This is a genomic window from Pseudoalteromonas sp. RWi3 (assembly GCF_054960735.1).
Genome location: NZ_JBHNYL010000008.1, coordinates 17,609 through 41,226 on the forward strand (window position 1 = coordinate 17,609; position 23,618 = coordinate 41,226).

The 23,618-nt window shown below is 36.5% G+C and carries 23 protein-coding genes and 1 pseudogene; all 24 read left to right on the forward strand.

Annotation, left to right across the window (positions count from 1 at the left end; translation table 11 throughout):
- Window position 1: 1 nt before the first annotated feature.
- The 24 genes and pseudogenes from ACFI4Z_RS11695 (at window position 2) to ACFI4Z_RS11810 (ending at window position 23,413) form a co-directional block, all read left to right on the forward strand.
- On the forward strand, window positions 2-1,411 hold the full coding sequence (locus ACFI4Z_RS11695) for a mannose-1-phosphate guanylyltransferase/mannose-6-phosphate isomerase (RefSeq protein WP_462670739.1): 1,410 nt from the start codon (window positions 2-4) through the stop codon (window positions 1,409-1,411).
- Window positions 1,412-1,424: 13 nt separating this feature from the next.
- On the forward strand, window positions 1,425-2,837 hold the full coding sequence (locus ACFI4Z_RS11700) for a phosphomannomutase (protein WP_462670740.1): 1,413 nt from the start codon (window positions 1,425-1,427) through the stop codon (window positions 2,835-2,837).
- Between the two features lie 123 nt (window positions 2,838-2,960).
- Window positions 2,961-4,586: an aldolase catalytic domain-containing protein gene (locus ACFI4Z_RS11705; protein ID WP_462670741.1), complete on the forward strand. Its 1,626-nt coding sequence runs from the start codon at window positions 2,961-2,963 to the stop codon at window positions 4,584-4,586.
- Between the two features lie 6 nt (window positions 4,587-4,592).
- Window positions 4,593-5,279: an acylneuraminate cytidylyltransferase family protein gene (locus ACFI4Z_RS11710; protein ID WP_462670742.1), complete on the forward strand. Its 687-nt coding sequence runs from the start codon at window positions 4,593-4,595 to the stop codon at window positions 5,277-5,279.
- Window positions 5,276-5,920: an HAD family hydrolase gene (locus ACFI4Z_RS11715; RefSeq protein ID WP_462670743.1), complete on the forward strand. Its 645-nt coding sequence runs from the start codon at window positions 5,276-5,278 to the stop codon at window positions 5,918-5,920. Before ACFI4Z_RS11710 ends, ACFI4Z_RS11715 begins: the two co-directional genes overlap by 4 nt.
- Window positions 5,921-6,066: 146 nt before the next feature.
- Window positions 6,067-6,516: an adenylyltransferase/cytidyltransferase family protein gene (locus ACFI4Z_RS11720; protein WP_462670744.1), complete on the forward strand. Its 450-nt coding sequence runs from the start codon at window positions 6,067-6,069 to the stop codon at window positions 6,514-6,516.
- The gene (locus tag ACFI4Z_RS11725; protein ID WP_462670745.1) at window positions 6,513-7,112 is read left to right on the forward strand and encodes an SDR family oxidoreductase; all 600 of its coding nucleotides are present in this window, start codon (window positions 6,513-6,515) and stop codon (window positions 7,110-7,112) included. The genes ACFI4Z_RS11720 and ACFI4Z_RS11725 overlap by 4 nt, the downstream gene beginning before the upstream one ends.
- A 294-nt stretch (window positions 7,113-7,406) precedes the next feature.
- Entirely contained in the window at window positions 7,407-7,895 is a 489-nt protein-coding gene (gene rfaH / locus ACFI4Z_RS11730; protein ID WP_462670746.1) for a transcription/translation regulatory transformer protein RfaH, read from the forward strand.
- A 537-nt stretch (window positions 7,896-8,432) separates the two neighbouring features.
- On the forward strand, window positions 8,433-8,627 hold the full coding sequence (locus ACFI4Z_RS11735) for a four helix bundle protein (protein WP_462670747.1): 195 nt from the start codon (window positions 8,433-8,435) through the stop codon (window positions 8,625-8,627).
- An 88-nt stretch (window positions 8,628-8,715) separates the two neighbouring features.
- Window positions 8,716-8,895, forward strand: a pseudogene (locus ACFI4Z_RS11740) (four helix bundle protein); the annotation flags it as partial.
- Window positions 8,896-9,173: 278 nt separating this feature from the next.
- Window positions 9,174-10,292, forward strand: coding sequence for a polysaccharide export protein (locus ACFI4Z_RS11745; RefSeq protein WP_462670748.1), 1,119 nt, complete (start codon window positions 9,174-9,176; stop codon window positions 10,290-10,292).
- A gap of 8 nt (window positions 10,293-10,300) precedes the next feature.
- A complete protein-coding gene (locus ACFI4Z_RS11750; RefSeq protein WP_462670749.1) occupies window positions 10,301-10,735 on the forward strand; it encodes a low molecular weight protein-tyrosine-phosphatase in 435 nt (144 codons plus the stop codon).
- A 14-nt stretch (window positions 10,736-10,749) separates the two neighbouring features.
- On the forward strand, window positions 10,750-12,990 hold the full coding sequence (locus tag ACFI4Z_RS11755) for a polysaccharide biosynthesis tyrosine autokinase (RefSeq protein WP_462670750.1): 2,241 nt from the start codon (window positions 10,750-10,752) through the stop codon (window positions 12,988-12,990).
- Window positions 12,991-13,251: 261 nt separating this feature from the next.
- Complete coding sequence (locus ACFI4Z_RS11760) at window positions 13,252-14,514, forward strand: oligosaccharide flippase family protein (protein ID WP_462670751.1); 1,263 nt, start codon at window positions 13,252-13,254, stop codon at window positions 14,512-14,514.
- A gap of 27 nt (window positions 14,515-14,541) precedes the next feature.
- Window positions 14,542-15,243 (forward strand): sulfotransferase family 2 domain-containing protein, encoded by a 702-nt coding sequence (locus ACFI4Z_RS11765; RefSeq protein ID WP_462670752.1) that lies wholly within the window; start codon window positions 14,542-14,544, stop codon window positions 15,241-15,243.
- A gap of 2 nt (window positions 15,244-15,245) precedes the next feature.
- Window positions 15,246-16,505: an O-antigen ligase family protein gene (locus tag ACFI4Z_RS11770; protein WP_462670753.1), complete on the forward strand. Its 1,260-nt coding sequence runs from the start codon at window positions 15,246-15,248 to the stop codon at window positions 16,503-16,505.
- A complete protein-coding gene (locus ACFI4Z_RS11775) occupies window positions 16,495-17,613 on the forward strand; it encodes a glycosyltransferase family 4 protein (protein WP_462670754.1) in 1,119 nt (372 codons plus the stop codon). Before ACFI4Z_RS11770 ends, ACFI4Z_RS11775 begins: the two co-directional genes overlap by 11 nt.
- Complete coding sequence (locus tag ACFI4Z_RS11780) at window positions 17,610-18,410, forward strand: glycosyltransferase family A protein (protein WP_462670755.1); 801 nt, start codon at window positions 17,610-17,612, stop codon at window positions 18,408-18,410. Before ACFI4Z_RS11775 ends, ACFI4Z_RS11780 begins: the two co-directional genes overlap by 4 nt.
- A gap of 113 nt (window positions 18,411-18,523) precedes the next feature.
- Window positions 18,524-19,750, forward strand: coding sequence for a glycosyltransferase family 4 protein (locus ACFI4Z_RS11785; RefSeq protein ID WP_462670756.1), 1,227 nt, complete (start codon window positions 18,524-18,526; stop codon window positions 19,748-19,750).
- A complete protein-coding gene (locus ACFI4Z_RS11790) occupies window positions 19,743-20,342 on the forward strand; it encodes a sugar transferase (protein WP_462670757.1) in 600 nt (199 codons plus the stop codon). Before ACFI4Z_RS11785 ends, ACFI4Z_RS11790 begins: the two co-directional genes overlap by 8 nt.
- A complete protein-coding gene (locus tag ACFI4Z_RS11795) occupies window positions 20,339-20,974 on the forward strand; it encodes an acetyltransferase (protein WP_462670758.1) in 636 nt (211 codons plus the stop codon). Before ACFI4Z_RS11790 ends, ACFI4Z_RS11795 begins: the two co-directional genes overlap by 4 nt.
- Window positions 20,974-21,819 (forward strand): 3-hydroxyacyl-CoA dehydrogenase family protein, encoded by an 846-nt coding sequence (locus ACFI4Z_RS11800; RefSeq protein ID WP_462670759.1) that lies wholly within the window; start codon window positions 20,974-20,976, stop codon window positions 21,817-21,819. The genes ACFI4Z_RS11795 and ACFI4Z_RS11800 overlap by 1 nt, the downstream gene beginning before the upstream one ends.
- Before the next feature lie 3 nt (window positions 21,820-21,822).
- On the forward strand, window positions 21,823-22,998 hold the full coding sequence (locus tag ACFI4Z_RS11805) for a DegT/DnrJ/EryC1/StrS family aminotransferase (RefSeq protein ID WP_462670760.1): 1,176 nt from the start codon (window positions 21,823-21,825) through the stop codon (window positions 22,996-22,998).
- 67 nt (window positions 22,999-23,065) lie between these two features.
- On the forward strand, window positions 23,066-23,413 hold the full coding sequence (locus ACFI4Z_RS11810) for a four helix bundle protein (protein ID WP_462670761.1): 348 nt from the start codon (window positions 23,066-23,068) through the stop codon (window positions 23,411-23,413).
- Window positions 23,414-23,618: the final 205 nt, after the last annotated feature.

Consider the following 23,618-nt stretch of genomic DNA (forward strand, 5'->3'; position numbering starts at 1 on the left):
AATGATTTTACCGATAATAATGGCAGGCGGTTCAGGTACTCGTCTTTGGCCTCTTTCACGTGGTAACTACCCCAAGCAATTTTTAAAGTTAGATGGTGATTTAACAATGCTACAGCAAACTATTGCTCGCCTTGAAGGGTTGTCACATGAGCCTGCAATGTTTATTTGTAATGAAGAGCATCGATTTATTGCCGCTGAGCAAATTCGCCAAATGAATGTGTCTCATAATGGAATATTTTTAGAACCAGTGGGTCGAAATACAGCCCCAGCAATTGCATTAGCCGCCTTAAAGGCTATTGAAAATGGTGATGATCCTCTTTTACTTGTATTAGCAGCTGATCATATCATTGAAGATATACCAGCATTTCAACAAAGTGTGTTAGCAGCTAAAGAGCAAGCAGAACAAGATAAGCTTGTAACATTTGGTATTGTTGCTAACACCCCTGAAACTGGTTATGGCTATATAAAGCGAGGTGCTGCGAATAACACCGGTTTTATCGTAGATAGCTTCGTTGAAAAACCTGATTTAGATACTGCTCGTCAATACATCGATAGCGGTGAATATTATTGGAATAGTGGGATGTTTTTGTTTAAAGCGAGCAATTACTTAAAAGAGCTTAAGCAATTTCGTCCAGATATTTTAACTGCTTGTGAAGCTGCAATTAAAGTGCAATCTAATGATATGGAGTTTGTACGAATTGATAAACAGGCTTTTTCCTCTTGCCCAGATGAATCAGTTGATTATGCTGTGATGGAAAAAACAAAAAGTGCCGTTGTTATCCCTATGGATGCAAAGTGGAATGATATTGGCGGTTTTTCAGCGCTTTGGGACGTGTCAGAAAAAGACAGTGAGGGAAACGCATTTATCGGTGATGTAAGATCTGTTGACACTAAAGATACTCTTGTATTTAGCGAAGATAAATTAGTAACAACTGTTGGTGTTGATGAGCTAGTCATAGTGAATACGAAAGATACTGTGTTAGTCGCCAAAAAATCTGAATCACAACTGGTTAAAAAAATTGTAAATCAACTTAAGGCAGAGCATCGTTCGGAGGTTACTTTTCATAGAGAAGTTTATAGACCTTGGGGTAAATATGACTCTGTAGATAGTGGAAAGCGTTTCCAAGTAAAGCGTATAACCGTAAAGCCAGGCGCCAAATTGTCTGTTCAAATGCACCACCATCGAGCTGAACACTGGATTGTTGTGTCGGGTACGGCTAAAGTACAAATAGATAACACAGAGCAGTTTATTACTGAAAATGAGTCGGTTTACATTCCCATTACAGCAGTTCATGCCCTAGAGAACCCGGGTAAAGTTGATCTTGAATTAATTGAAGTTCAATCAGGTTCTTACCTTGGTGAAGATGATATCGTTAGATTTGAAGATCGTTATGGAAGACTTGATAATTAATAGGGACTTAAATATGCAAGCTCAAACTATTATACAAAAAAGTGGTGTTTTATTTGGTACAAGCGGGGCTAGGGGCCTAGTTGAAGACTTTTCAGCTGAGGTTTGTGCAGCTTTTACGTTGGCTTTTGTATCAGCAATAAAACAAGACTTTGAATTTGATACAGTGGCTATTGCGATTGACAACAGACCAAGTAGTTACGCTATGGCACAAGCTTGTGCTGTTGCGTTAAAACAGCTCAATATCAGCTTTAAGTATTATGGCGTAATACCAACTCCAGCCTTAGCCTTTAAAGCTATGCAAGACAGCATGCCATCAATAATGGTAACTGGCAGTCATATTCCATTTGATAGAAATGGGCTAAAGTTTTATCGCCCTGATGGAGAAATAAGTAAATTAGACGAGACTGCAATTTATAATAGTTCCGTGGTTATAGAGCCGTTACCAGATGATCTAATAGATTTAGATATCGACAAATCAGCGCAAGATACCTACACCAAACGTTATGCTAGCTTATTTAATGCCGAAACACTAAAAGGGAAAAAAATAGGCATATATGAGCACTCAAGTGCAGGTAGGGACATATATAAGCAACTTTTTGTTGAGCTAGGTGCAGAGGTTATCAGTTTAGAGCGAAGTGATGAATTCATTCCTATAGATACAGAAGCGGTATCGGATGAAGATAAGCAAAAAGCTATCAAATGGGCTGAGAGATATAAATTCGATGCTATTTTTTCAACTGATGGAGACGGTGATCGTCCTTTGCTCTCTGATGAAAACGGGCACTGGTTAAATGGTGATTTATTAGGCCTGTTATGTAGTAAGATTTTAGAAGTAGACTCTTTGGCTGTTCCTGTAAGCTGTAACTCAGCGATAGAAAAGTCAGTGTTATTTAAGCAAGTTAATAGAACGAAAATTGGCTCTCCTTATGTAATAGCTGAGTTTGAAACTCTATTAAAAAACTCTAGACGTGTTGCTGGTTTTGAGGCTAATGGCGGGTATTTATTAGCGAGTGATATTAGCTTCAATAATAAAACAATTCAGGCCTTACCAACGCGTGATGCATTACTCCCGGCGCTTATAGCGCTTTCTCAGCCTGTACCAATAAGTCAGCAATTAGCAGAGTTACCTAAACGTTTTGTTTCTAGCAATCGTGTTAAAGACTTCCCTACAAGCAAAAGCAAAGCGTTGCTGGCAAGATTAATTGATAATGTTTCGATACTAACAACCTCTTGTGGCTTTGGGGCACATAAAAGAATAGATATTACAGATGGGCTGAGGGTAACACTTTTAAATGATGATGTTGTGCATCTTAGACCATCAGGAAATGCACCTGAATTGCGCTGCTATGCGGAGTCCAACTCGCTTCAAAGTGCTCAAGTCATCGTATCAAGAGCCTTAGATTTCGCTCGTGCTTTTGAGGTTTGACTTACTCAAAGCTTTATTGAAACAGTTAAAAGGTGCGTTGTCTTATATAGCTTTGAGCTCAACAGTGCACAAAATTAAAAATCAGGCATTTGCTTGCCAACTAAATTTTAAGGAGTCTTTGAAATGTTCGAAGATGATAAAAGCATTAAGGTATTAGACTGTACATTACGTGATGGTGGTTATTATAACAGTTGGAATTTCCCTACTGATTTAATAAATCAATATTTAGAAGCAATGCAAGCCGCAGGTGTTGATATTGTTGAATTGGGTTTACGTTCATTAATCAATAAAGGGTTTAAAGGCGCAAGTGCTTATACTACTGATAACTTTATCAATTCTTTAGAGATACCTAAGCAACTAAGTGTTGGCGTGATGATCAATGGTTCAGAGCTGGTAGGAGATACACCGCTGGAGGAAGTTTTAGCAACACTTTTCCCATTAAAAGCAGCTGATTCACCTGTTGATGTTGTAAGAATCGCATGTCATGTACATGAGTTTGTTAATTCACTCCCTGCTTGTAACTGGCTCAAAGAGAGAGGTTACATCGTTGGTTTTAATCTCATGCAAGTGGCAGAGCGTTCGCAAGAAGAAGTTGAAGCGCTTTCGCTTGAAGCGAGTAAATACCCCATTGATTCGCTATACTTTGCTGACAGTATGGGAAGCATGAACCCACAGCAAACCTCTAAAATCATCAGTTGGTTACGTAAATACTGGAAGGGGCCTATGGGTATACATACTCATGATAACATGGGCTTAGCTTTACAAAATACATTACAAGCAGTAAATGATGGTGTTACATGGTTAGATGCTACCGTAACAGGTATGGGGAGAGGCCCAGGTAATGCAAGAACTGAAGAGTTAGTAATTGAAGTTGCTGACTTAAAATCAAAAAATATCAATATGGTACCTTTAATGGGAATCATACGTGGCTTTTTTCAACCTCTGAAAAATAAATGTAGTTGGGGCTCTAATCCATATTATTATTTATCAGGGAAATACGGTATCCACCCAACTTATATTCAACAAATGATGGGTGATTCTCGCTATAGCGAAGAAGATATTTTGGCAGCAATCGAACACCTTAAACTTGAAGGTGGAAAAAAATTCAAGCTTGATACATTAGATTCTTCACGTGAATTCTATAATGGTGAGCCAAGAGGCTCTTGGAATCCTTCGGATGTGTTCGAAGGTAAAGAGGTGTTGTTACTAGGAACGGGTCCGGGTGTAGCGGAGCATAGAACAGCAATAGAAAGTTATATTGCCCAGAATAACCCTGTTGTTATTGCGCTTAATACCCAGTCATCAATTACACAGTCATTAATTGACTACCGAGTTGCTTGTCATCCAGTGAGATTACTTGCTGATTGCAGTGCACATGCCGAGTTACCGCAGCCCCTAATTACACCAGCTTCTATGTTACCGAAAGATGTACAGCACTCACTTAAGGGGAAAAAGTTACTAGATTATGGTTTATCAATTGAGAACGATAAATTTAATTTTGGTGAACACTCAAGCACGTTACCCACGTCTTTAGTTATCTGCTATGCACTTTCAGCAATTACAGCCGGTAAAGCTGCCAACTTGCTAATGGCAGGTTTTGATGGTTATAGTGCTGATGATCCACGTAATTCTGAAATGAACAAGCTCCTTAAGCTTTATGCTTCACAAGAGCAAGCAATAGAATTACTTTCGGTAACTCCAACTCGTTACGAAATAAAATCTCAAAGTATATATGGCTTAGTGGAGTAAATAAGTATGGCTGTATATGCATTTTTGCCATGTAGAAAAGGTAGTGAGCGAGTCCCTAAAAAGAATATTAAACCATTCGGCCAGTTTGCTAATGGTTTGGTAGAGCTAAAGCTGAAACAGCTACTAACCTGTTCTTCGATCGACAAAGTTATTTTATCAACTAATGATGAAGAAATACTTGATTATGCGGCTACCTTAGAGAATGAAAAGCTTATTGTGCATAAGCGTGATGATGCTCTTTGTACTAGCTCTACTAGTACCGATGAGTTAGTTGCACATGCGTTAAGTTTAGTCCCGAAAGGTCATATTTTATGGACACATGTAACGTCACCATTTATTAATAGTGAACAATATGAGCTAATTATACAAGACTACTTTGACAGATTAAAAAGTGGCTATGATTCTTTAATGACGACCTCTTTAATTCATGGCTTTTTATGGAATAAAGAAGGGCCAATAAACTATGATCGCAGCAAAGAAAAATGGCCTCGCACACAAACAATAGAGCCAATACACGAGATCAATAGTGCTGTATTTTTAAGTAGTGCCGCGAATTATGCAGCACTAAATGATCGAATAGGTAAATCTCCTTACTTGTATCCTTTAGATAAAATTATTGCTCATGATATTGATTGGCCTGAAGACTTCATTATAGCCCAAGCAATAGAAGCAAATGGACTTGCCAAATTATGAAAATAACAGACTATAAAACAATCGTATTTGATTGCGATGGCGTTGTTCTAGATTCAAATCAAGTTAAAACACAAGCGTTTTATCAGGCAGCCCTGCCATACGGTGAAAAAATAGCTCAGAGCTTAGTTGATTACCATGTGGCTCGCGGAGGGGTTTCTCGTTATAAAAAATTTGAATGGTTAATCGAGCAGTGCAAAGGTTTGGACGGCCCATCATTAGATGAGTTGTTAGCTAGTTATGCTAAAGAAGTTGAAAGTGGTTTGTTAAGCTGTGATATCACTGCGGGATTAAAGCAGCTTAGAACACTTACTCAGGACGCCAACTGGCTAATTGTTTCTGGTGGTGCGCAACATGAACTTAGAGAAGTATTTGCTGCAAGAGACTTAACTCCGTTTTATGATGGAGGAATATTTGGCAGCCCAGATACGAAAGATGAAATTTTATCTCGTGAAATCGCTAACGGTAATATTAAATTACCAGCTCTTTTTATTGGTGACAGCAAATACGACTTTGAAGCCGCAACTAATGCGAATATAGACTTTGTATTTATGACTAACTGGTCTGAAGTTAAAGGTTTACAAGAGTGGTTAAAAGAACACTCTATTACTTATAAAAAGTCAGTAAATGAATTAATCGATTGATTTTACAGCCTCACAGATACTGCTGGTTGTTGATAACAAAAAAAGCATAATTTGAGTTTTATACAAGCAGTAGTCTTATTATCGTGGGTTTTAAATTTTAATAAGTGCTTAAAATAGTTCAGACAAAATCAATGGGTGTTAGTATTATGAAAAATAAAATTGTGTACGTTTCGGGTACTTTTGACTTATTTCACAGTAACCATTTAAAAATGATCAATTATGGCCGTGGCTTAGGTGATACATTAATTGTAGGCGTGAGTACAGATGAGCTTGTGTGCTCATATAAAAAGCCACCTGCGGTGCCTTTTGAAGAGCGAATTGCCATTGTTGAAGGATTAAGAGATCCCGACGTAGTTATACCGCAGCGCACGCTAGATCATAATGAAACGGTTGAAAACTTAAATATCGACATTTTTGTGATTGGCGATGATTGGAAAGGAAAGTACGACTACCTTAAAGATCAAGGTGTACAGGTTTTTTACTTTCCATACGGCGCAGGTGTTAGCTCTACAAACTTGAAAAAGAAAATCTACGATCAGTACAAAAAACTGATTGAGCCAAGTGATGTTCACCCAATACCGGAACCTAAAAAATGAATATATTAGTAACAGGTGGCCAAGGCGATCTGGCTAAATATATAACTGCCACATTAATTGAGCAGGGTCACACTGTAGATGCACCATCAAGGCATGAACTGAATGTTTCATCAGTCGACTCTGTAACAACATTCTTTGAGACTAAACATTACGATGTGGTAGTTAATGCTGCGGGTACACTCTACTCAAGTTTAGTTGCTGACTCAGACCCACTCCTTTGGATCAAAGACATTGAAGTTAACTTAATTGGCAGTTACTTAATATGCCGAGCCGCAGTTAAAGCGAATAAATCAGTTAAGTTAATTAATGTTGCGTCAACCGCTGCATTTAATAGCTACAAAGACTGGACATCATACTGCGCTGCAAAGGCGGGAGTAGTAACCCTATCAAAAGGGCTTTATAAAGATAACTATAGTGTTACTGTGTTGTGCCCGGGGGCGATAGAAACCAAATTACGTAATGGTTTAACGATCGATAACCCAAATGTAATGACAATAGCAGAAGGTGCAGCTCCTATATTAGATGCTGTGATTAATGATCAAAATGGCAAGCTCGTGTTTTATAGAAAAAATGAACACCGAGAAGAAGAATTATAAAATACTTCGCTGCGTTACTACTTAAGTTAAGTGACGCAGCAAAACCTATTTTCTATATTAATCAATCGTTCTTCATCAGCTCTCCCATATTTAATACATCATTTATTACGTTAAGAATTCAATGTAATTTTAGCTCCCCTAATTAAGACTTATTGATTTAATAGAACCTCATTGAACATGAATATATTTAATGGGGTTTTTATAGACAGCCCATAGTGCAGTGCGTATAATCCCCATGCTTATATTTCAGGTAGAAATAGCAAAAGCAAAGAAGTCAGTATTTTAGGGATTGATATGGATAGTTGGTACTTATTATTTTGTAAACCGCGCCAAGAAGAGCGTGCAAAAATCAATTTACAAAACCAAGGGATTGAAGCATTTTTTCCTCTATTAAAAACAGAAAAGCTCATTAAAGGTCGCCGTACATTTAAAGAGTCTGCTTTATTTCCAAATTATCTATTCGTTCGTTTAAATTCACAAAACTGTAACTTTGCTGCGGTAAAAAATACCCGCGGAGTCAACGGTTTTGTCTCATATGGCGCATCATATCAAATTGTACCCGAGCAATTAATTAATACATTACAAAACCTTAAGCCTAACTTAGAAGCAAACGACCTGCCAAATGCAGGCGATTTAGTGTATCTAAATAACGGCTCATTTAAAGACGTACAAGCCATATTTAAAGAACCCGACGGCGATATGCGCAGCATATTACTCGTGAATTTACTCAATAAAAAAATAGAAATCACAGTAGATAATAACGACATAAGAAAAGTAGGTTAAAGGCTCTAGGCTCTAGGGAAGAGACTAGGAGCTAGGGCAGCTACAAGGCAGCCTTGTAGGCGAGTGGCTTGCCACCGCAAAAATGTTTTGTAGCAGCGATTTTATATCGCGTTTAAATCGAAAAAGTAAAAGATTCACCACAGAGAGCACAGAGTCCACAGAGGGGAATAATAGTGATTCATTTTATATGTCTTCTCTGTGTAGCGAAGCACCTAGGTGCCCTCGGTGGTAAAAAAGTTTTTGTAGGAGCTGGCTTTAGCCGCGAAAGGCTTTCATCTTTCACCTAGAACCTAGAACCTAGAACCTAATTTGTATCAGTACGTAGGAACTGCAACCTAGGGGCGGAAGCGTGCCCGAAGGGCTAGACAAGCAAATAGTTTTGCTTTCAAGCTGGAGCGAGAGGAGCTCTACGACGAACTGGAACGTGAAGCGTGCCTGAAACGATAGGCTTAAGGAAGACAAAGGTTTTAGGCTCTAGGAAAAACCATACTCTCAGCTATAGTTAATTTACGAGTTTTGGCGTGTTTAGGTATGGTTATGAGGTTTGAACAGTTAGATGTATGGAAAAGGGCTTCTCGGTTAGCATGTAATACTTACAAAGCGATAACTAAATGCAAAGACTTTGGGTTTAAAGATCAAGTTACACGTGCTGCTATATCTATACCTTCTAACATTGCTGACAAAATTGCAGGAGCAAATTTTGAACGCGCTAGCGCCGCCTCGAAGAGGTGAGATAAACGGACTTATCGAATAACGGGTAGAACGTGATTCTCAAGCAGATCAAGCTAGGTTTCTATATTATGCTAAAGGTTCAGCAGGCGAGCTTGTAACGCAAATATATATAGGAATAGAAGTAGGCATTATTGAAAAGTCTCTAGGCTTAGAGCTAATATGTGAAGCGAAAGAGGTTGCAGCGATGCTCGCGTCATTAATCAAAATCAGAAAAGGTTACATTAAAGATGTTGAACCTAATTACAATATTGAAGAACCTAGAACCTAGAACCTAGAACCTAGAACCTAGAACCTAGAACCTAGAACCTAGAACCTAGAACCTAGAACCTAGAACCTAGAACCTAGAACCTAGAACCTAGAACCTAGAACCTAGAACCTAGAACCTTAACTAATTTTACAAAATAATTACTCACCTGCTCGTTTACTGTACAACCAACCTTGCACAGTAAACGGAGCCATGCTTTAATTAGCCAGCAAAAAAATAACAGCGAATTTCAAATAACTAAGCTGAAAGTTTTAGAATTTTATAATATTTGGGAATAAACAATGGCGCTAAGCTGTAAAACACTTGTAGCATCACTTACTTTGCTCACAATGACAGGTTGTACAATCATCCCCGGTAGCCATTTCGAAGGAATCGAGTCGGGTGAACAAACTAAAAACCTTGAACAAGACCTTGAAAAGGTTAATATCCAAATCATTGACTCAGCTTTAATTAACAAAGAAAAGCAAGCTCAAACAAAAAATGAAGCACGTTCTAGCTACAATGGCTTAAACACCAGTGATTACCAATATAAACTAGGTGTAGGCGATGTGCTTACCATTGGTGTATGGGATCACCCTGAGTTAACCATACCCGCAGCCGTTCAACGTACCGCTGAATTTGATGGCTTTCGTGTACAAGCCGATGGCACTATTACTTATGCCTATGCCCCCAATATTCAAGCGGCAGGGAAAACAGTTCAACAACTACACAGTGAGCTGGTTAAGCGCTTAAGCCGTGTAATAGAAGACCCGCAAATAGATGTAAAAATAGTCGGCTTTAGAAGCCAAAAAGCTTATGTAACAGGTGAGGTTACTAAACCAGGTGTTCTTCCTGTTACTGAAATCCCACTTACTTTAATTGATGCATTAAACCAAGCAGGCGGTTTAACCGAGGCCGCAGATTGGCGCACAGTTACTTTTACCCGCGGAAACAAAACTGAAATCATCAAGCTAGATGATTTTTATGCGCGTGGTGATATTTCACAAAACCGCTTGTTACAGCATGGCGATATAGTGCATGTAAGTCGCAACGACTTGCAAAATGTATTTGTATTGGGTGATGTAAAAAAAGCCGGCTCAGTAGAATTAAATCGCTATGGCTTAAACTTAGCTGAAGCACTGGCAAACTCGGGCGGCCTAAACGAAAACACCGCAGACGCTAACGGTGTATTTGTATTACGCAAACGTGATTTAGATCGTGATGGTGTTATTGCTGATGTGTACCAACTGCACGCTAAAAATATTGCTGCATTAGTGCTAGCAGAGCAGTTTGAATTACAACCACACGATATTGTGTATGTAACCTCTGCGCCACTTGCCCGTTGGAACCGCGTAATAAGCTTATTATTACCCTCTATCGCAACAGTTGATTCTATCGACGATTTAGCAGCAACTAAGTAAGGGTTACGATGTTTGATTCTATCTTAGTGGTGTGTGCGGGTAATATTTGCCGCAGTCCAACCGCCGAATATGTGCTTAAAAGTAAGCTTGAAGGTAAAAATATAACGGTCTCTTCTGCAGGGTTGACTGCTCTTGAAGGTAAATCAGCCGATGCAACCGCAAAACAAATAGCAGCGCCGCACGGCATCAATATGGATGAACACCAAGGCCGCCAGCTTAACTCGAGTCTCGTCGCGAAAAACAGCGTGATTTTAGTGATGGAGCAACGCCATTTAACAGACCTATGTAGCCGTTACCCAGAAGCCCGCGGAAAAACATTTTTACTCGGTAAATGGTTAGGCGACAAAGAAATCCCCGATCCATACAGACAAAGTTTAGAAGCGTTTGAACACGTTTACGATTTAATCGACAGCGCCTGTAGCGCTTGGCAAAAGTATTTATAAGGATAGGCTAGTACATGAATGCTCAGCCCACTGCAATAGCAGCAAATAAGCAAAACCGAACAAACGAGCAAAGCGCAAGTCAAGAGATTGACTTAATGGCACTGTTAGGTGCGTTGCTTGACCGTAAATTTTTTATTATAACAATCACCGCTTTATTTATGTTTATAGGCGTGGTGTATGCCGTGTTCTCTACCCCTATATACCAAGCAACTGCGATGATTCAGGTTGAAGAAAGCGGCGGCTCAGTCCCTGGGTTTGACGACATGGCAGGTATGTTTGAAAGCACATCTGCCGCAGTGACAGAGATTGAGCTTTTAAAATCACGCTCAATCATTGGTGAAGCGGTAGATACATTAAAACTTGACGTTACAGTAGAACCGAAACTATATCCTTTTATTGGTGGTCGCGCATTTCGTAAATTTACCCCAATGAACGAGGGCGATTTAGCTGAACCTAGCTTTGGTGCAAGTTCGTACGCATGGGGCGGGGAAAGTATAGATGTATTTAGGTTTGATGTACCAAAATCCGCGGTTGGTGCCGATTTTATTCTACAAGCACAAGAAAATAATAGCATCGCTTTACTAAACGATGATGGCGAACAAATATTAGCAGGCAAGGTAGGGCAAGAGCTCACAAACGGTAAATTTAACCTAACAGTACGTAGTCTAAACGCCCGTGCTGGTACTGAATTTATAATTACTCGCAAAGACCGCTTAAATACTATTTTAGACTTACAAGCAGCCATTGGCGCAAGCGAAAAAGGCAAAGACTCAGGCATTATTAATTTAAGCTTGCAAAGCGCTAAGCCTAGTTATGCTGAAAAAGTACTTGATAAAGTAGCGGCTATTTATGTGCGCCGTAATGTTGAGCGCAATAGTGCCGAGGCTAAAAAGTCACTCGATTTTTTAGAGGTGCAACTCCCTGAAATTAAAAAGCAGTTGGAATACGCTGAAGAGCGTTTTAACGAATACCAAATTAAACGCCAATCAATCAATATCACGCTTGAAACCCAAGGTGTACTTGAGCAAGTTGTTGAGCTTGAAACTAAACTACAAGAGCTTGAACTAAAGCGCCTTGAAATGAGCCGTAAATTTAAAGAGAGCCACCCAACTTACCAAGGGGTACTTGAGCAAATTGAAGCGGTTGAAAAACAAAAACAAAGGCTCGTTGGCGAGGTAGGTAACCTACCTGAAACACAGCAAGAATTATTGCGTTTAAAGCGTGATGTAGAAGTAAGTAACGAAATTTACACTCTGCTTTTAGCTAAAACCCAAGAGCTTGATATTGTGCGTGCAGGTACTGTAGGTAATGTACGTATTATTGACTACGCAGAGGTAAATACCTCAAAACCGGTTAAACCTAAAAAAGCGTTAATAGTTGTGATGGCAACCATGTTAGGTGGTATGCTAGCTGTAGCTATTGTTTTAGTACAAAAAGCCATGCATAGAGGCGTTGAAGATCCAAACGAGATTGAGGCAATTGGCCTACCTGTATACGCCAGCGTACCGTACTCAGATTACCAAGATAAACTCACTGGCTTTAGTAAAGCCCGTAAAGGTAAAGATAAACCAAAATCAATTTTAGCGCTTGATAACCCAGCGGATCTATCAATAGAGGCACTTCGTAGCTTACGTACCAGTTTACATTTTGCAATGATGGAGTCTAAAAATAACCTCATTGCGATATCGGGCCCAAGCCCGGGTGTTGGTAAATCATTTATATCGGTAAACTTAGCCTCGGTATTAGCGCAAAGTGGTAAAAAAGTATTGATAATTGATGCCGATATGCGTAAAGGTTACCTGCAAACTCAATTCGGCATAAAGTGGGATGATGGACTAAGTGATTACTTATCAGGGCGCTTAAACTTAAGCCAAGTGACTAAGCCAACTCCCGTTGAAGGGCTAAGCGTAATTACCCGTGGCCAAATACCGCCAAACCCATCTGAATTACTAATGCACTCAAACTTTAGTAATTTAGTTGAAGAAGTAAGCGCCGAGTACGATTTAGTAATAATAGATACACCGCCTATTCTAGCAGTAACCGATCCTGCAATTGTGAGTGCCCATACGGGCACAACATTATTAGTCACACGTTTTGGTCAAAACCATATTAAAGAAATTGAAATTACCCGTAGTCGCTTTGAACAAAATGGAACGGATGTAAAAGGCGTGGTATTTAACGGCGTAGTTAAAAAAGCCAGTAACGCATACGGCTATTATGGCTATTACAACTACGAATATAAATCGGACAAATAAAAACTATAGCATAGTTCCTAGAACCTAAGTTTTAATTAGCCTTTGTTATGTCATAGATAAAGTTTAATTTAAAATAAAAAACTCTAAAAGTGGGTTTGTAGTTAGTAATAAATTTAATAGTTTATTTATTTAGCTTGTAATCATGTTTATATGAAATTGATGTAAGTTATTTTCGTGTTCCATTAATTTATGTTTCTCGTTTTTAATGCGTGACTAATTAAAAATTTAATTAATAAAATATGGCATGATGAAGGTGAAAAATTGAAGGTCTTTTTTAAGCAATTTCTTGGCACTGCAATGATAAAATATCTAGGTAAACTAATAGTGGTTTTATCAATGATGTTGTTTACACGCATAATGAGCGTTAAGGATTTTGGTACTTATTCATATATTATATCTATTATAACAATAGCTTCTATTCCTGTTATTTCAGGTTTACCTAATCTAATTATTCGGGATGTTTCCCGTTATATAAAAGAGTCAAGGTTAGATAAAGTGAATGGTATTTTCGTATGGTCGACTTGTTATATTTTCTTTTGTGGAATATTAAGCTCAGTTGTGATTTTAACAACTGGATATTTCAATTTGTTTGGCATATCATCTTTTCTACTGTTATTTATAATATCTATTGTAGCTATACTCAATGCTTATTTGAATCAGCAGTCAGCATTTATTAATGGGTTTTCTCAACCAGAAAAATCTCAAATATCTATAAATATTGTTTTACCAATAACACTACTGTCTTTAACAGTTGGTTATTATCAACTTTTTCGAACCATGAATAGTAATGTTTTATTGGTTTTACTTCTTCTATCAACAATTATAACTTTAATTATAAGTACAATAATTTTCTTATTGGTTTGCAGGACTAAAGTTAAAAGAAGGTTTTTTGAATTTAATAAATGGAATGGAGCAATAATACCATTGAGTATAATGGGGATTATTGGAACATTAAATACTGAATTAATTAGTATATTTTTAGGGGGGATGGTAAGTAAGGAGCAGTTAGCTTATTTTAAAGTTGCTATGCAAACTGTTTTAATAATTAAGTTGGCGTTAACATCGATTAATGTAATAGTAGGACCTAAAGTTGCTAGTTTATATGACCCAAAAGATATTGAAAAAACTCAAAAAGTATTAAAGAATTCTGTACGATTAAGCTGCTTAGTATCATTTCCTTTTTTTATTTTATTAATTATGTTTGGAGATATCATTATTACAACAATGTATGGAACTTTATACAGTAGCGCTACTAATATCTTGTATATACTACTAGTTGGTCAGGTCTTTAATATTATAGTGGGTTCTGTTCACCTTATATTAAATATGATTGGGATGGAGAAAGAAGCTCTAAAAATATTAATGGCAACACTTATTATAACAATAATAATGATTGTCATTATTGTACCTTACTACGGGGCGTTAGGCGCGGCTTGTGTTAGCTCTGCAAGCTTAATATTATGGAACTTTTTAATGGCAGCTATTATATATAAAAAAACCAGACTAAAGCCTTGGTTACATTGATTAATATTGATTAAAGTGGAATTGTAAATGCCAATCATTAAAAATAAGCTTAATGAATTAGTTCTCTACCTTCATATACCAAAAACAGGTGGAACCTCAATCGAGAATGCTCTCCGTGAAAATTTTGAATTTTATTTTAAGACCCCAAAAAATAGCAAGATGAAGTTGGCAATAACAGCTCAGCATTTTGATCGTGAGCTTTACATCCACTACGGTTTGGAGCAACTTTGCGTAGGATCTTTCACTGTTGTAAGAAACCCTTTAGATAGATTGTTTAGTGAATATAAACACCGTTGCAGAGATAGCCGACTAATTAATAATATATTAAGCTTTGATGCTTTTGCCTTATATAGTTTCGATGAATATCACAAGAATGAGTACCTTTTCGATAATCATATTAAACCTCAGTGTGATTTCTTATTTGATAAAACAGTTATATTTAAGTTAGAGGATGGGATGAATGAAATATCACGTAAACTCAGAGAGTTATGGTTTTATGAACTTTCTAGTATAGGAAGTGATAATGTATCAAAAGGTGATTTTGATATGAATATTTCCCCTTTAGTATTGGATAAAGTTCATAGCTTTTATAAATGTGATTATTTGAAACTTGGTTATGAATTTGAGCCGAATAACGTTCAAAAATCATCTAAATTTAAATCATTAGTAAGGTATTATTGTGCAAAGACAAATGTTGCTTTTTACAAACTTTTAAGAAGGCTATTTTAATAATGCTTACTAGGCTATTAATTTATGGTGCCTTTTTATTTTCAATAACATTCCCTTTATTAGTGATTTTACTCGATAGAATAGGGTTAAGCTCTTTCTTATCTGCTTTAAAAGATCTTGTTACAATAGCAAGTGTATTTTTAATTTTACTTTATGCAGTAAAAAATAAAATTCGCAGTATAACTCCATTTGCATTAATAATGTTAGTTTTTTGCTTATATATCTTTCCAAGGTTTATTAGTTATGTTGGAATAGTGGAAGGATTAAATGGTTTAAGGTATTACCTTCTATATCCATTATTGTGTTTTTCATTATTACTTCTTCCAAGAGATTTTAAAGATTATTTAGATATAAAAAAGTACTCTATTTTGATGTACTTTTTTGGTTTTATTTATATTACTTTAGGGTTCATTGAATATTTTGATGATTCAATTATAGAGTCAATTCGAGGAATACCCAAATATGAAATGAAGCATACGGAGTTAGCTGCTGGTACGAGGCTGCTTTCAATATTTTCTAACCCTATAAATTTTGGTATATTTATTTGTTTTACGGCCTCATCAATATTTTTCATTCATTTAGAAAAGGGTGGTAAAGGAAGTCATTGGTTTCTTTTTTGGATCGTAATATCAGTAGCGATCTGGTGTGGATTCTTTACTCTTAGTCGAACTGTATTTATCGTTTTACTTCTCGAGCTTTTAATTTTTTATTTTATTTTAATTAAAAGAAATAACTTTACATCTTGGCTAGTTTTTACTGGGCTTTTATTTATCTTGATATATCAAATGCCATTAATACTTTCTTCTCTAGATGATAAGCTTATAGATAGGTTTGCAGGTCTTTTGTCTAACGAAACGTATGCTAGTAATACTCGTGTTCATCATTGGATAGAGGCTTTAGAGAAGATAGATAACCCACTATACTATCTTATGGGGTTAGGCTTAGGTACATCAAATCCATCTAGCGATAGTCTAGGGTTTACGATTGAAAATTCTTTTTTAACAATATTTCTTGATTTAGGTTTTATTGGTTTATCTCTGTTCTTAATTATACTTATTTATTCAATTGTTAAATTATATAAAATCGAAAACACTAATATTCGTATATTTTTGTTTGTTAATTTATTCGTGTTTTGTATTTCATCACTTGCAAATGATGTTATCAGAAATTACCCATTTAGCTTTATGTTTTGGATGACTATATTTTTCATTCATAATTATAGTGAAAAGGAAAATATGGAGAGAAAGTCATATGAAAACTAGTTGTGAGAAGGTTAATATAGTACATCATGTATATAACTTTTTTGGATATTCAGGTGCTACGGATCAAGCGATAAAGTTAACAAGGTCAATGGATACAGAAAAATTTATTTTTTTATTTATCAATAGTCAAAGTTCAGTTAAAAATAGAGCTATGCCAGATTGTTTTAATGTGATTGATCTTCCAAAAAATCCATTTTATAAAATTTTATATTTCATAAATATTATTCTACGACTACCGAGGATGAATACAGTTCACCATGTCCATGGCTTTCATTTTATTGAGCTTGTTTTACTTGTTCTTTTCCGTAGGAAATTTATTTTTAAATGTACATTGTTGGGAGCTGATGATTTATCTTCGATTCAAGCTAAAAGTTTTGGTACTTTCAAACTTTGGTTAATAAAACATGCATTTAAAATAAATAGTTTAAACCCAGAAATTGATTTGATAAATTCTAAATTTATTGCAGTTAGTAATAGAGTGGTTATTCCAAATGGGGTGGATTTACCCCGAATCGCATTTGATAATAATATTGATAAAAAAAGATATGTTATATTTGTAGGAGCGCTTATCCCTAGAAAGGGGGTTTTAGAGACGTTGGACTATTTTGCTCTAAATTTCACTTCGGATGTAAAGTTAAAATTGATAGGACCTTTTGGTGAGAATTTAAATGAATTTGATTCAGAGTACTTTAATCTTATTAAAGATAAAATTTTATTTTACAAGGAATATGATATTGAAATTGTAGGGAAAGTCGATAAAACTGAATTAGCAAGGTATTACACTCAAGCAGAGGCAATGCTTTTTTTCTCTAAAAGAGAAGGTACACCAAATGTTGTTCTTGAAGCTATGGCACATAACTGTCCAATCTTATTCAGCAATGATAATGAAGTTGTTAAATGGCTTATTGGTAAAGAATGTTTAAATTTGTTAAATGAAGCAAAGTGTAGTAATTCAGGGTTTTATAAAAAAGAGAGCTTATTAAGAATCCGAGAACTAAATGCTCTACGGGGTAGGGTTGAAAGATTCGATATTAGTTTCATCGCACGAGAAACTGAAAGGTTATATTTAAAGTCGCTTACTGATGAAACCTTTACTGGAGATTCATGATGTTAACTATTGGTATTTCTACCGTGTCTTCTAATTTAGGTAAGCTTTTACCATATTTATTCGAGTGTGTAAGTACATTTGACAATATGGTAAATTTTTTAGTTGTTTCGCAATCTTCAACTTCTAATAAAGAGTACTTATTCAATAATTCAAGAAATATTAAGGTTTATGAAGTTATTAGTAAAGGACTCAGTATTAGCCGCAATGAAGTTATAAAAAGATGTGATACAAAGTGGTTATGGTTTCAAGATGATGACATTATATTGAATGTATCTAATGTCAAAGTGTTACTAGCTTACTTAGATAAAACTAAGAATAAAATAATACTTCCAAAAATTGGAAGCTTAGAGAATCGTAATGAATATTACAAGGATTATAGTTTTCATAGTAAACACTCATTCTTAAATTGTATGAAAGTATCATCAATTGAAATAATAATTGATGTGGATTTTGTTAAAAGTAATGAGGTTTTTTTTGATGAGAGGTTCGGACTTGGTTCCAACCTACCTTGTTGTGAAGAGAATATTTTCGTAAAAAACATATTTGATACTACTGTAAAAGTAGGCTATTTAGATCTCGTTGTTTGTTATCATACTACATTATTAGAAAATAGAAATATTGACTATAAAAATAGGTTTATTGCACGTGGTAATATGTTAAAAACGTTCCCATTTTTTTTGTCTATTTTATTAATTATACGTTGGTCCGTAACTATTAAAACAGATGAGAAAAGATTAAAGAATTTTTATCTTATGTTAAGGACCTATTTGAAAGGTGAAATAGATACTAAGAAATAGGTTAAACTATTTATTAGTAAATATATCAATTAAATATGGTTTAAAATCAATAAGCTTAGTATAAAAATGTAATTTTGAATCATTTAATAATTCTAAAAAGTGAAAGTTTTGACATGAAGATTACTTACCTACATCAGTATTTCGCAACTCCAAAATCTAATGCGGGCACGCGTTCATATGAAATGGCGAAGAGGTTCACTAATAATGGACACACAGTCACGTTTGTGACTAGTTCGGCCTACTTTTCTGATGATTATAATTTACAAACAGGGTGGAACTTTGTAGAAATTGATGGCATTAAACTGCATGTGTTACATCTTAATTACTCTAATAAAGATAGTTTTATAAAACGTATATGCAAGTTTATAAGTTTTTCAATTCGATCAACATTAAAGTCTCTTAAAATCGAGGCTGATGTTGTGTTTGCAACCAGTACACCATTAACAATTGCTATCCCAGGTTTAATTTATTCAAAATTGAAAAATGTACCTCTAGTGTTTGAAGTGCGCGATCTTTGGCCTGAGTTACCTGTAGCAACAGGCGTTATTAAAAATAAGCTGGTTATTAAGTTTGCTACTTGGTTAGAAAAATATACTTATAAAAATTCCAAGCGCCTTATTGGTTTATCGCCAGGGATGTGTGATGGCATTACGAGGCACGGTATTCCCGTTGAGCATGTTACTTTAGCTACCAATAGCTGCGACACCGATTTATTTGATGTTGATAATAGTGTTGGCTGTAATTACTTAAACACTAAACTAGTTTTTGTAAATGGCCGAAAATTGGTTACCTATACTGGTACTTTTGGTTTAATTAATAAGGTCGGTTATATCGTTGAGCTTGCTAAAGCGGCCCAGAAGCTTGACCCTAGTTTATGTTTTGTGGCTATTGGAGATGGTATGGAAAAACAGCAAGTGATTGCTGATGCTGAAAAAGCAGGGGTTTTAAATAATAATCTTTATATATTACCACCAGTACCTAAAACTGAGATAGTTGATTTGCTATCTGCTGCTGACTTATCGTTATCTTTATTTGGTCCTGTGAAAGAAATGTGGCATAACTCGGCAAATAAATTGTTTGATGCATTAGCATCTCAGACCCCAATTGCAATTAATTACGGTGGCTGGCAACAAGAGTTCATTCATGAGCATAATTGCGGCCTAGTATTAGATGCTTATGATTATGAGAAAGCATCTACAAGTATCTCTTGTTTTTTAAACGATGAAAATGAATATTCTAAAGCGATTGAAAGCTGTAAAGTGCTTTCGTATGAATATTTCTCACGAGATATAATGGCTAAACGAATAGAGAAAACATTAATGGAAGCTATCAATGATTAAACGTACTTTTGATTTTTTTGTTAGCTTTTGTGCAATACTCACTTTTCTACCTGTAATTTTTATTGTTGCTGTGCTGATTCGTTTTAAACTGGGCTCGCCTATTTTATTTACCCAAGACCGACCTGGTTTGAATGGTAAAGTGTTTCAAATGATGAAGTTTAGAACCATGCTTGACGGTAAAGATAAGCAAGGTAATTTACTGCCAGATGATGAGCGGATGACTCAATTTGGTGCTTTTTTACGCTCTACCAGTTTAGATGAGTTACCTGGTTTGTTTAATGTATTAAAAGGCGATATGAGTTTAGTAGGGCCAAGGCCTTTATTGGTGGATTATTTGCCTTTGTACAGTGCAGAGCAAGCGCGCCGCCATAATGTACGCCCAGGTATTACTGGTTGGGCACAAGTAAATGGTCGTAATGCGATTAGTTGGGAACAAAAGTTTAAGCTTGATGTGTGGTATGTTGAGAATCAAAGCTTGTTACTGGATTTTAAAATACTATTACTTACCGTAAAAAAAGTATTTGTTCGTGAAGGTATTAGTGCTGAAGGTGAGGCGACAATGTCTCTTTTTAAAGGGAGTGATAAGAAGTGAAAGAAATTATAGTTATTGGTGGTGGTGGATTTGCTAAAGAAGTGGTTTGGCTAGCCCATGATTGCAACCGGAAGGTGAGAGGTGTTTTAGATGATAATACTTCGACACATGGCACAGATGTCCAAGGAGCAATCGTCTTAGGTTCAGTTGACACCTGGTTAGATTACTCGCAAGACTGTGAATTCATAATAGCTATTGGTAGTCCTAGGACGCGAAAAGCTGTTTTAGATAAAATGCAACTATTAGGAAAACCTAATTTTGCAACATTGATCCACCCGGGTGTTAAATATTCGAATACGGTTAGCATTGGTAAGGGTACTATTATTTGTGCCGGCTCCATACTCACAGCAGATATAGAGCTGGGTGTTCACAATATATTAAACCTTAATGTGACGGTTGGTCATGAGTGCAAATTTGGTGATTTTATAACTATTGCACCAATGGCGGCTGTTTCTGGAGATGTGTTATTAGATGATTTAGTTGAAATTGGCACGGGTGCTACAATTAGGCAAGGTTTAAACCTTCAGAAAGGCTCTATGCTTGGTATGGGAGGAGTCTTGACTAAAAACATTCCTGAAAGAACGATTTTTGCTGGTAACCCTGCAAAGAAATTAAAGGAAATAGCTGAGTAATGGAAGTATCAATAATTGGCTCTGGCACAATGGCTACAGGTATTGCCCAAGTGCTGTGTGTGAGTAATGAAATTACAAGAATAAATTTAATCGCAAGAACTGATGATAAAGCGATTGCTTCAAAAAGTACCTGTGAAAAAAATATATCTAGACTTGCTCGCAAAGGGAAAATTTCAACTGAGCAGTCAAATATAGCAATAGAGAAAGTATTCTGTTGTACACAGCTTGCCACAGTATCTAATTCTGATTTGGTTATAGAGGCGATTGCTGAAGACTTTGTTGCTAAAATGGAGCTTTTTTCTAAGCTTTCTGAATTTATTAGTGAATCAGTCATTGTTGCTTCTAACACTTCATCTCTATCTATTACAGCTTTTGGTAGTGTACTACCTAACCCTCAAAATGTAATCGGGTTACACTTTTTCAATCCTGCTCCTATTATGGAGTTAGTCGAAATAGTTGTAGGTCATGAAACTAATCCTGTGATTGTTGATAAGCTGCAAGCTCTGACTAAAGCTTTAGGTAAAGCGCCTGTTGTTGTTCAAGAAGCTCCGGGTTTTGTTGTTAATCGAATGCTTATTCCAATGATTAATGAAGCTGTGAGTATTTTAGCCGAAGGTGTAGCAACCGCTGAAGATATTGATAGAGCAATGAAGTTTGGCGCACACCACCCTATGGGGCCTTTAGCATTAGCTGACTTAATTGGTAATGATGTTAATTTATCTATAATGGAGACTCTTTATAGTGAAACTGGAGATCCTAAATATAGAGCGCATCCACTTTTAAGAAAAATGGTTAGAGCTAACCATTTAGGCCGCAAAACTAAGAAAGGTTTTTTTGAGTATTAATATATGTTAAACACCCCTTTTTCTCCTTGGCCTAGCTTTACTCAGCAAGAGGCTGATGCTGTAAGCCGTGTTGTTTTGTCAAACAAAGTTAACTACTGGACGGGCACTGAAGGCCGTGAATTTGAAAAAGAATTTGCTACTTGGGCTGATAGTGAATACGCAATAGCGCTTGGTAACGGCACGCTTGCGTTGGATGTGGCGCTTAAAGCGTTAAATGTAGGTGCGGGCGATGAAGTTATTACTACACCACGTACTTTTTTAGCATCTGCATCTAGTATTGTTACAGCTGGGGCTGCGCCCGTATTTGCTGATGTTGACTTAAATAGCCAAGCCATTACTGCTAAATCTATAAAGTCAGTACTTACACCAAAAACCAAAGCCGTTATTGTTGTGCATTTAGCGGGTATGCCAGCTGAAATGGACGAAATAATGGCGCTCAGCAAAGAGCATGGTTTTTATGTAATTGAAGATTGTGCTCAAGCTCATGGCGCTAAGTATAAAGGTAAATCTGTTGGTAGTATTGGCCATGTTGGCGCGTGGAGTTTTTGCCAAGATAAAATTATGACCACTGGCGGCGAAGGTGGCATGGTGACTACTAACTCTAAAGAGCTTTGGTCAGCTATGTGGAGCTATAAAGACCACGGTAAAAGCTTTGATGCAATTTATAACCGTGAACACCCACCAGGGTTTAGGTGGCTGCATGAAAGCTTTGGCACCAACTGGCGCATGACTGAAATGCAAGCCGCAATAGGCCGTATTCAATTAACACGTATGACTGATTGGACTGCTAAACGCCAAGCATACGGTGCAGAGCTTGATAAAGCCGCAAGTGATTTTGATTGTGTTCGCTTAGTTGAGGTTCCTGAATACAGCGAACACGCTGAATATAAACATTATATGTTTATTAAACCAGAGTGCTTAGCCGAAGGCTGGGATCGCGACCGGATTGTAAACACTATTGTAGAGCGCGGCGTGCCGTGTTTTCAAGGCAGTTGCTCAGAAGTGTATTTAGAAAAAGCCTTTGATAACACCCCATGGCGCCCAGAAAAACGCTTACCAAATGCTGTTGAGTTAGGCGAAACATCAATTATGTTTTTAGTTCACCCAACTTTAACTGAGACTGAAATAGCCAAAACGGCTCAAGTAATGAAAGAAGTGTTTGGGTTAGCGTCAAAGTAATAAGGTAAAAGTTTAAAGGAAAAAGATGAAAGGTTAAGGAAAAATAACAGACAAGGATTTAGTTATTATGCAATTTGAAGATTTAACCGTATGGCAGCGCTCAGCTGATTTAGCTTGTGCGGTTTATATGCAGTTTAAAGCGAGTAAAGAGTTTGGGTTGAAGGATCAAATTACTCGCTCAGCCTTATCTATTTCTTCGAATATTGCAGAGGGGTACGAGAGGAAGACCCCTAAAGATTATGCGCGTTTTCTTTCATACTCTAAAGGTAGTTGTGGTGAGTTACGCTCTCAAATTTATATAGCAGTCAAAATTGGCGAGATTGATATAAAAACATCAGAACTTTGGATCGAAGAGACAAAGCAGCTTTCCAAGATGCTATCAGGTTTAATGAAATCGATTGAGTCATGGGGTTAGGGTCATTAATCTACCTTTGACCTTTGACCTTTGACCTTTGACCTTTGACCTTTGACCTTTGACCTTTGACCTTTGACCTTTGACCTTTGGGCACTCCTAGCCCCTACGCAATTTATAAGCTATAATTCATAAAATTTTAACAAAGTAATAGTTTACTATTACTCTTACTTTTTGAATCAACATATTACAAGAAAAAGGGAACTTG

Coding starts and splice junctions, on each gene's coding strand:
- ACFI4Z_RS11715 (WP_462670743.1), top strand. CDS start 5,276: ATGAAAATAACAGACTATAAAACAATCGTATTTGATTGCGATGGCGTT.
- ACFI4Z_RS11780 (WP_462670755.1), top strand. CDS start 17,610: ATGATGTTAACTATTGGTATTTCTACCGTGTCTTCTAATTTAGGTAAG.
- ACFI4Z_RS11695 (WP_462670739.1), top strand. CDS start 2: ATGATTTTACCGATAATAATGGCAGGCGGTTCAGGTACTCGTCTTTGG.
- ACFI4Z_RS11735 (WP_462670747.1), top strand. CDS start 8,433: ATGAGGTTTGAACAGTTAGATGTATGGAAAAGGGCTTCTCGGTTAGCA.
- ACFI4Z_RS11710 (WP_462670742.1), top strand. CDS start 4,593: ATGGCTGTATATGCATTTTTGCCATGTAGAAAAGGTAGTGAGCGAGTC.
- rfaH (WP_462670746.1), top strand. CDS start 7,407: ATGGATAGTTGGTACTTATTATTTTGTAAACCGCGCCAAGAAGAGCGT.
- ACFI4Z_RS11750 (WP_462670749.1), top strand. CDS start 10,301: ATGTTTGATTCTATCTTAGTGGTGTGTGCGGGTAATATTTGCCGCAGT.
- ACFI4Z_RS11725 (WP_462670745.1), top strand. CDS start 6,513: ATGAATATATTAGTAACAGGTGGCCAAGGCGATCTGGCTAAATATATA.
- ACFI4Z_RS11720 (WP_462670744.1), top strand. CDS start 6,067: ATGAAAAATAAAATTGTGTACGTTTCGGGTACTTTTGACTTATTTCAC.
- ACFI4Z_RS11785 (WP_462670756.1), top strand. CDS start 18,524: ATGAAGATTACTTACCTACATCAGTATTTCGCAACTCCAAAATCTAAT.
- ACFI4Z_RS11745 (WP_462670748.1), top strand. CDS start 9,174: ATGGCGCTAAGCTGTAAAACACTTGTAGCATCACTTACTTTGCTCACA.
- ACFI4Z_RS11775 (WP_462670754.1), top strand. CDS start 16,495: ATGAAAACTAGTTGTGAGAAGGTTAATATAGTACATCATGTATATAAC.
- ACFI4Z_RS11755 (WP_462670750.1), top strand. CDS start 10,750: ATGAATGCTCAGCCCACTGCAATAGCAGCAAATAAGCAAAACCGAACA.
- ACFI4Z_RS11770 (WP_462670753.1), top strand. CDS start 15,246: ATGCTTACTAGGCTATTAATTTATGGTGCCTTTTTATTTTCAATAACA.
- ACFI4Z_RS11810 (WP_462670761.1), top strand. CDS start 23,066: ATGCAATTTGAAGATTTAACCGTATGGCAGCGCTCAGCTGATTTAGCT.
- ACFI4Z_RS11790 (WP_462670757.1), top strand. CDS start 19,743: ATGATTAAACGTACTTTTGATTTTTTTGTTAGCTTTTGTGCAATACTC.
- ACFI4Z_RS11800 (WP_462670759.1), top strand. CDS start 20,974: ATGGAAGTATCAATAATTGGCTCTGGCACAATGGCTACAGGTATTGCC.
- ACFI4Z_RS11805 (WP_462670760.1), top strand. CDS start 21,823: ATGTTAAACACCCCTTTTTCTCCTTGGCCTAGCTTTACTCAGCAAGAG.
- ACFI4Z_RS11765 (WP_462670752.1), top strand. CDS start 14,542: ATGCCAATCATTAAAAATAAGCTTAATGAATTAGTTCTCTACCTTCAT.
- ACFI4Z_RS11700 (WP_462670740.1), top strand. CDS start 1,425: ATGCAAGCTCAAACTATTATACAAAAAAGTGGTGTTTTATTTGGTACA.
- ACFI4Z_RS11705 (WP_462670741.1), top strand. CDS start 2,961: ATGTTCGAAGATGATAAAAGCATTAAGGTATTAGACTGTACATTACGT.